Origin of the sequence: Bradyrhizobium sp., from assembly GCF_036735945.1 — a bacterium.
Taxonomy (GTDB): Bacteria; Pseudomonadota; Alphaproteobacteria; order Rhizobiales; family Xanthobacteraceae; genus Bradyrhizobium.
Map to the genome: position 1 here is coordinate 1 of NZ_DAINNI010000209.1, position 5151 is coordinate 5151.

General features: G+C 63.4%; 10 protein-coding genes. 3 read left to right on the plus strand and 7 right to left on the minus strand.

What is annotated here, in order from left to right:
* A partial coding sequence (locus V7E26_RS29100; protein WP_324422835.1) for a caspase family protein occupies window positions 1-511 on the minus strand: 511 nt, incomplete at its 3' end.
* A 200-nt stretch (window positions 512-711) separates the two neighbouring features.
* Window positions 712-1590 (minus strand): DMT family transporter, encoded by an 879-nt coding sequence (locus V7E26_RS29105; RefSeq protein ID WP_324422844.1) that lies wholly within the window; start codon window positions 1588-1590, stop codon window positions 712-714.
* A gap of 161 nt (window positions 1591-1751) precedes the next feature.
* Between V7E26_RS29105 and V7E26_RS29110 the strand changes: the two genes are divergently transcribed.
* Window positions 1752-2150 (plus strand): RidA family protein, encoded by a 399-nt coding sequence (locus V7E26_RS29110; protein ID WP_324422836.1) that lies wholly within the window; start codon window positions 1752-1754, stop codon window positions 2148-2150.
* 49 nt (window positions 2151-2199) lie between these two features.
* Window positions 2200-2403 carry a hypothetical protein gene (locus V7E26_RS29115; RefSeq protein ID WP_324422837.1) on the plus strand — a complete coding sequence of 68 codons (204 nt, stop codon included), beginning with the start codon at window positions 2200-2202 and terminating at the stop codon, window positions 2401-2403.
* 74 nt (window positions 2404-2477) lie between these two features.
* On the opposite strand, the gene V7E26_RS29120 is transcribed toward V7E26_RS29115, so the two are convergent.
* The 5 genes from V7E26_RS29120 to V7E26_RS29140 form a co-directional block, all read right to left on the minus strand.
* Window positions 2478-3032 carry a hypothetical protein gene (locus V7E26_RS29120; RefSeq protein WP_442893500.1) on the minus strand — a complete coding sequence of 185 codons (555 nt, stop codon included), beginning with the start codon at window positions 3030-3032 and terminating at the stop codon, window positions 2478-2480.
* Entirely contained in the window at window positions 2977-3330 is a 354-nt protein-coding gene (locus V7E26_RS29125) for a hypothetical protein (RefSeq protein ID WP_324422839.1), read from the minus strand. The genes V7E26_RS29120 and V7E26_RS29125 overlap by 56 nt, the downstream gene beginning before the upstream one ends.
* Window positions 3331-3373: 43 nt before the next feature.
* Window positions 3374-3502 carry a hypothetical protein gene (locus V7E26_RS29130; RefSeq protein WP_324422840.1) on the minus strand — a complete coding sequence of 43 codons (129 nt, stop codon included), beginning with the start codon at window positions 3500-3502 and terminating at the stop codon, window positions 3374-3376.
* 22 nt (window positions 3503-3524) lie between these two features.
* A complete protein-coding gene (locus V7E26_RS29135; RefSeq protein ID WP_324422841.1) occupies window positions 3525-4124 on the minus strand; it encodes a formyltransferase family protein in 600 nt (199 codons plus the stop codon).
* 170 nt (window positions 4125-4294) lie between these two features.
* On the minus strand, window positions 4295-4540 hold the full coding sequence (locus tag V7E26_RS29140) for a hypothetical protein (RefSeq protein WP_324422842.1): 246 nt from the start codon (window positions 4538-4540) through the stop codon (window positions 4295-4297).
* Window positions 4541-4702: 162 nt separating this feature from the next.
* Between V7E26_RS29140 and V7E26_RS29145 the strand changes: the two genes are divergently transcribed.
* The gene (locus V7E26_RS29145) at window positions 4703-5101 is read left to right on the plus strand and encodes a hypothetical protein (protein WP_324422843.1); all 399 of its coding nucleotides are present in this window, start codon (window positions 4703-4705) and stop codon (window positions 5099-5101) included.
* The last annotated feature ends 50 nt before the right edge of the window (window positions 5102-5151 follow it).

Consider the following 5151-nt stretch of genomic DNA (forward strand, 5'->3'; position numbering starts at 1 on the left):
TCTGCACGTTGACGCTGCGGGTCGCCGAGTTCGACTTGATCTTGGCGGCGAACGGATTGTCGCGACAGGCATCGAGGAACACGAGCTTGACCTTGGCGTCGCCCATGGTCTGCTCGAGCGTGAGGTCGATGTTGATGGCCGCCCCGAGTTTCACATCCATTTCGGATTTGATGTCGGCGTCGATCGGCAGCAGGTAGTTGCTGCCCGAAATGGCGATGCCATGGCCGGCATAGAAGAACAATGCGACGTCGGCGCCCTGCGCCTTCTTGCCGAAGTCGAGCAGCCGTTCCGTCATCTTGTCGCGGGTGAGATTGGAACCTTCCACCACGTCGAAGCCGACATTGCGCAGCGCGGAGGCCATCGCCTTGGCGTCGACGGTCGGGTTCGGAAGCGGCGCGACGTTCTTGTAGGTGCCGTTACCGACCACAAAGGCAACGCGCTTCTCGGCACTGGCGGTCGCGGCCGTGAACGCCAGGCACATGGCGGATAAAATGAGGGTCTTAAAACGCATAGGAATCCCCCTGCAGAATCAACAAAGGATTTGGCTGTAACGCTGGCCGGACATTACAAAGAACCGCCCGCTTCGCACCACAAAAAAGCAGGCGAAAAGCCAAATCGGCTGCCATCCGTTACCTTCCCGACACGCCTCGTTGAGTGATCTGGATCACAGCGCGGGAAATAAAATTCGGCCGTTGGCGCTGATTCCGGGGGCTATTTTTTCGCTGAGACCGGCGGCGAGGCGCTCGGTTTCAGGTTCAACAGATTGCCGGTGAGGATCAGCGCCGCGCCCAGCACGGTGAAGAGGTCCAGCCGCTCCGAGTAGATCAGCCAGCCGGCGGCGGCGCTCAAGGGAACCCGCAGAAAATCCATCGGGATCACGACCGTTGCATCGGCGTGCAGCAGCGCACGCGCCATGCAGTAGTGCGAGAACGTGCCGCAGAAGGCGATGATGATGACCCAGATCCAGAGATGCGCGGCCGGCCAATGCCAAGCGTAAAGCGCGGGGAATAATCCGGCGACCGATTGCACCACCAGCATCCAGAACAGGATGGTGATAGTCTGCTCGGTGCGGGTCAGGAATTTCACCATCGTGACCGAAATGCCGAACACGACCGCGGCCGCGAGCGCGATCAACTGTCCCGGATCGACCTGGCTCGTGGCGGGGCGGACGATCACGATGACGCCGATCAGCCCGAGCAGGATCGCCGTTATCTTCCAGATCGTCATGCGTTCGCCGAGGAAGGTCGCGGCGAGGATCGCGGTCCAGATCGGCATGGTGAACTCGATCGCCACCACCTGGCCGATCGGGATCAGCGTCAGCGCAAAGAACCAGCCGAGCTGCGCGCCATAGTGAATGATGTTGCGCGAGATATGCTGCGGCAGGCGCTGGGTTCGCATCGCGGCCAGTCCGCCCTGGGCATGGATCAGCGGGTACAGCATCATGAAACCGATGATCGAACGCATCTCCATCAGCTGGAAGACGTTGATCTCGCGCGTCGCCTCGCGGCCGGCGATCGCGATCACCAGCATCAGGGTGAGCCAGCCGGCCATCCAAAGCGCGGCCAGGGTTTTGGAAGAGGTGCGATCCATGCGTGAGGCGAGGGGGTTGGGCAGGCCGGTATCGGCGAGCACGTCACGATTTGCAACGCGCAAATGCGCGGGGGCAGCGATGCGCGGCCGGCCAAATTCGTTGTGGGAGCAACCGGCCGTTCAGTGGTAAGAGCTGGCAATCTTCAGGGAGGAAACTGCGCATGCGTGTCTTGCAACCGGCCGAATGGTCGAAACCCCGCGGCTTCTCGCACGGCGTCGAATTCGATGCCCCCGGCAAATGGATCGTGCTGGCCGGCCAGACCGGCGGCGACGAAAAGGGCGAGTATGCCCCGGACATGGCGGCTCAGGTCGGCATGGCGCTCAAGCGCATCGTCAAGTTGCTCGGCGAGGCCGGCGCGGGACCTGAGCATATCGTGCGCCTGACCTGGTATCTGACCAGCCGCAGCGAGTACGAAGAAGCAGGCGCCGGCATCGGCGCGGCCTGGAAGGAAACCCTTGGGCGCAACTTCCCGCCCTCGACGCTGCTCTACATCGAAGGACTCGTCGACTATCGGGCGAAGGTCGAGATCGAAGTCACGGCCTTCGTGCCGAAGGCCTGAAGGCGCGCGCGGATCAACGCGCGCTCACATTGCAAGGAAATTTTCGACCATGACGACCGCTCGATCGACCACCGCCGATTTCGTGACCGCCTTCTCCACCGGTTGGCCCGAACAGCAGCCTGACATCATGGTGCTGTCGCTGACGACGCACAAGGGCGTGCAGGATTTTGCGTTCAACAAGGAGCAGGCCCTGCTGATTGCCAAGACGATCAAGAAAACGGCGGCAAGGCTGGAGACCCCGAAGACGAGCTGAGCGCGATCACATCGCGCTGGCTCTCCGGCGACGCATCGCCCGCCTCTGCGCGGGCGATGGCCATTGAAGCGAAATTACTTCGACAGCGAGATATTTGCGGCGCGGAACTGGCTGTCGGCGCGCAGGGTGATCTGCTGCTTGTTGCCGGCTGTCCTCAGCGCGATGTTGGCGGCGAAACCGGCCGCCTCAGCGACCACCTGCAGGCTGCCTGCCGCGCCGCGACCTTGAATGCTGCCGCCGATGTTGCGGCTGGATTCGGTCCATTTGCCGGTGACCTGGCCGCCGGCCGCCACGACGTCTGCCGCCAGGTTGATCTTGTAGGCGTCGCTGGCGCAGGTAAGGACCATCTCCATGCTGGCGCCGATCACCCTGTAGGTTGCACGACAACGAATCCGTTCGTTCGATCCGTCGTCGAGCGTGACGGTACCGCCGCCGGACCAGGTGCCGGCCATGCCGGCGAAAGCGCTGGCCTGCGCATGGCTCGGCGAGGCCGCGGAGACGGCCATAAAAAACGCGACGGCTGCGAATGCCAGCCGCCGCGCGTGGGCGAAAACCTCGGAAGTCTGGCTTGTCCTACTGACGGGACGCTTCCCATCGACCGCTGCATGCGACACCAGCTGAAGCCCCATTCCATTTCCCCGATCCGGAGTTGCCACTGAGTTGACCGTTCGCATATGCACCATTGATCGAGACTCGCACAAGTCCCCCGCTGCCGACCGTGCCGGAAACCGGGCCGCCCGATATCTTGCCGTCGGCCACATTCACCGACGCGGTAGTCTGCGCATCGCAACTGCCCGTTTTTGTGACAACCGTGACCTGCCACAGTCCATCATACGGGGTCTGGGCGGAAGCGGGAGAGAAGGCGAGGGTCGCGGCGGACGCAAGAAATGAAACAAACAAGAGGCTGTGTATGCGGCTGGAACGCATGGATCAAATCCCCGAAATGTGTGTGATGGCGCGCCTTATCCTGTCACAATGTGTCCAAACTTTGGTGCGCCGCAGTATTGTAGAAAGTTCCCGGCATTTCAAGCACATCAAGGTGAATCCGGTTCTCGGGACGGAACGAAAAAGCCGCCATTTCGCCCTGAATCACTGTCATATTTGAGGTATTCAGGTAAAGATCAATGCTTTGCGTCCGACAGACTCGGCGCCTGGGTGGCGAACTCCTCCTCCTGGGGAGTGGCTGGAAGGTTGTTGTGGGTCTTGGCGTGAAAGATGACGTCAGCCAGCAATTTCTGGCCGAGCGGAGCCAGCGCGCGCTCCCAGAGTTCACGGGCGGTTTCGCCCTTCTTGACGAACACCCATTCCTGCGCGGCGATGGCGCCCGCATCCATCCGGTCGGCGAGATGGTAGACGGTGCCGCCGGCGATCGGGTCGCCCTCCTTGATGGTCCATTCGACCGCGGCGATGCCGCGATGCCGGGGCAGAAGCGAGGGGTGATAGCCGATGCCGCCGAGCCGGGAGGTCGCCAGCGCCTCCCGGGTGATACGGGCATGGCTGTGGGCGGTCACGATCAGGTCGGTATTGGGCGCGATCTCCGATGCGACGACGCGTTTCGGATCGGCCTGCACGACGAACTCGATCCCGGCGGCCCGGGCGGTGGCGGCAAGCCGGTCCTCGCCATCGTGAACGACGACGCGCACGATATCGACCCCGTGCTGGCGCAATGTGTTGAATGTCGTCACGCCGAAATGGCGGGAGCCGACCAGGGTAATCCGCATATGTTCCGTCCGTCGTTAGTCAGGCCGATATCCCCTAGCACAGCCAGGCCGGCTGTTTCGATGCCGGGGCGGGGGGCTTCGGGTTATCAACAAGGCGGGGCCGCCGGCCAGCCCTTGACTGAACAACTCGGGTAGGGCGCAGGGCCCGCGGCGTCCCCGGCGAGATCCGCTCACCACGACAGGATTCGGAGCGCCGGCTTGGAATAGGGCGGGATCGGTGGTTCGGCCGGCTCGGCCCGTAGTTCGGCCGCCCTCTCCAGGCACGCCCGCAGGTCGGCGTTGCACTGCTTCATCTGGTTGCGGAGTTCGCGCCGGCTGAATGTGGTGAGCGAACGATCGCCAAGCTGCTCCCAGGCATCGCGCAGCCATTGCTGCAGCGCGCGGATATCTGACTCGATGACCTCGGACTGGTTCATGCCGGGCGGGATCTCGGGAAGCTCGACCGTGATGGCGCCATGATTAGGTCTGATTCTCGCGCGGTCGCCTACTCCGCAGCCAGGCGAAGCGCGAGAAAAGCTGATCGGGAGGCGAGAACCCGCGCCTCACATGGCCGTTGATGCTGCCCCGGAGAGATACCGATGTCCCGCAATCCGTCGCTTGCGCTCTTCGCGGCGCTCACCCTGATCGTCCCCGCAAAGGCGTTCGCGCAGCTGGTGCCGCCGGCCGGCTCGGCCGGCGCCGGCAATTCGTCGATCTCGGGCATACCGTTCGGCCCGGCCAATCCGAGCGTGCTTTCCGATCCCAGCGGTATCGGTAACGCGGCGAGGATCCCGCCGCTCCAGCCCAACCCGCCGCCACCGGCTTTCTCCCCCGGTGCGTTCGATGCGCCGGCGCCGCGCGCCCGGTTGGTGACACCGCCCTATGCCGGCGCGTCGCAACGGATCATCAGTACGCATCAACCCCAGCCACGAAAGCCGATGCGGCGGCGGGGGCGGCCGCAGACCAGTACATTTACCGGCATCTGCCGGGGATGCTAGTACCCGGAATCATAGCTGAGTGATACGTCGACTTTTGAAGGGACGCTGGC

What these genes read in the sequence shown, in the direction of transcription:
- V7E26_RS29145 (WP_324422843.1), top strand. Translation starts at nt 4,703, where the DNA reads ATGTCCCGCAATCCGTCGCTTGCGCTCTTCGCGGCGCTCACCCTGATC.
- V7E26_RS29140 (WP_324422842.1), bottom strand. Translation starts at nt 4,540, where the DNA reads ATGAACCAGTCCGAGGTCATCGAGTCAGATATCCGCGCGCTGCAGCAA.
- V7E26_RS29115 (WP_324422837.1), top strand. Translation starts at nt 2,200, where the DNA reads ATGACGACCGCTCGATCGACCACCGCCGATTTCGTGACCGCCTTCTCC.
- V7E26_RS29110 (WP_324422836.1), top strand. Translation starts at nt 1,752, where the DNA reads ATGCGTGTCTTGCAACCGGCCGAATGGTCGAAACCCCGCGGCTTCTCG.
- V7E26_RS29135 (WP_324422841.1), bottom strand. Translation starts at nt 4,124, where the DNA reads ATGCGGATTACCCTGGTCGGCTCCCGCCATTTCGGCGTGACGACATTC.
- V7E26_RS29125 (WP_324422839.1), bottom strand. Translation starts at nt 3,330, where the DNA reads ATGCGTTCCAGCCGCATACACAGCCTCTTGTTTGTTTCATTTCTTGCG.
- V7E26_RS29130 (WP_324422840.1), bottom strand. Translation starts at nt 3,502, where the DNA reads ATGACAGTGATTCAGGGCGAAATGGCGGCTTTTTCGTTCCGTCCCGAG.
- V7E26_RS29105 (WP_324422844.1), bottom strand. Translation starts at nt 1,590, where the DNA reads ATGGATCGCACCTCTTCCAAAACCCTGGCCGCGCTTTGGATGGCCGGC.
- V7E26_RS29120 (WP_442893500.1), bottom strand. Translation starts at nt 3,032, where the DNA reads ATGGGGCTTCAGCTGGTGTCGCATGCAGCGGTCGATGGGAAGCGTCCC.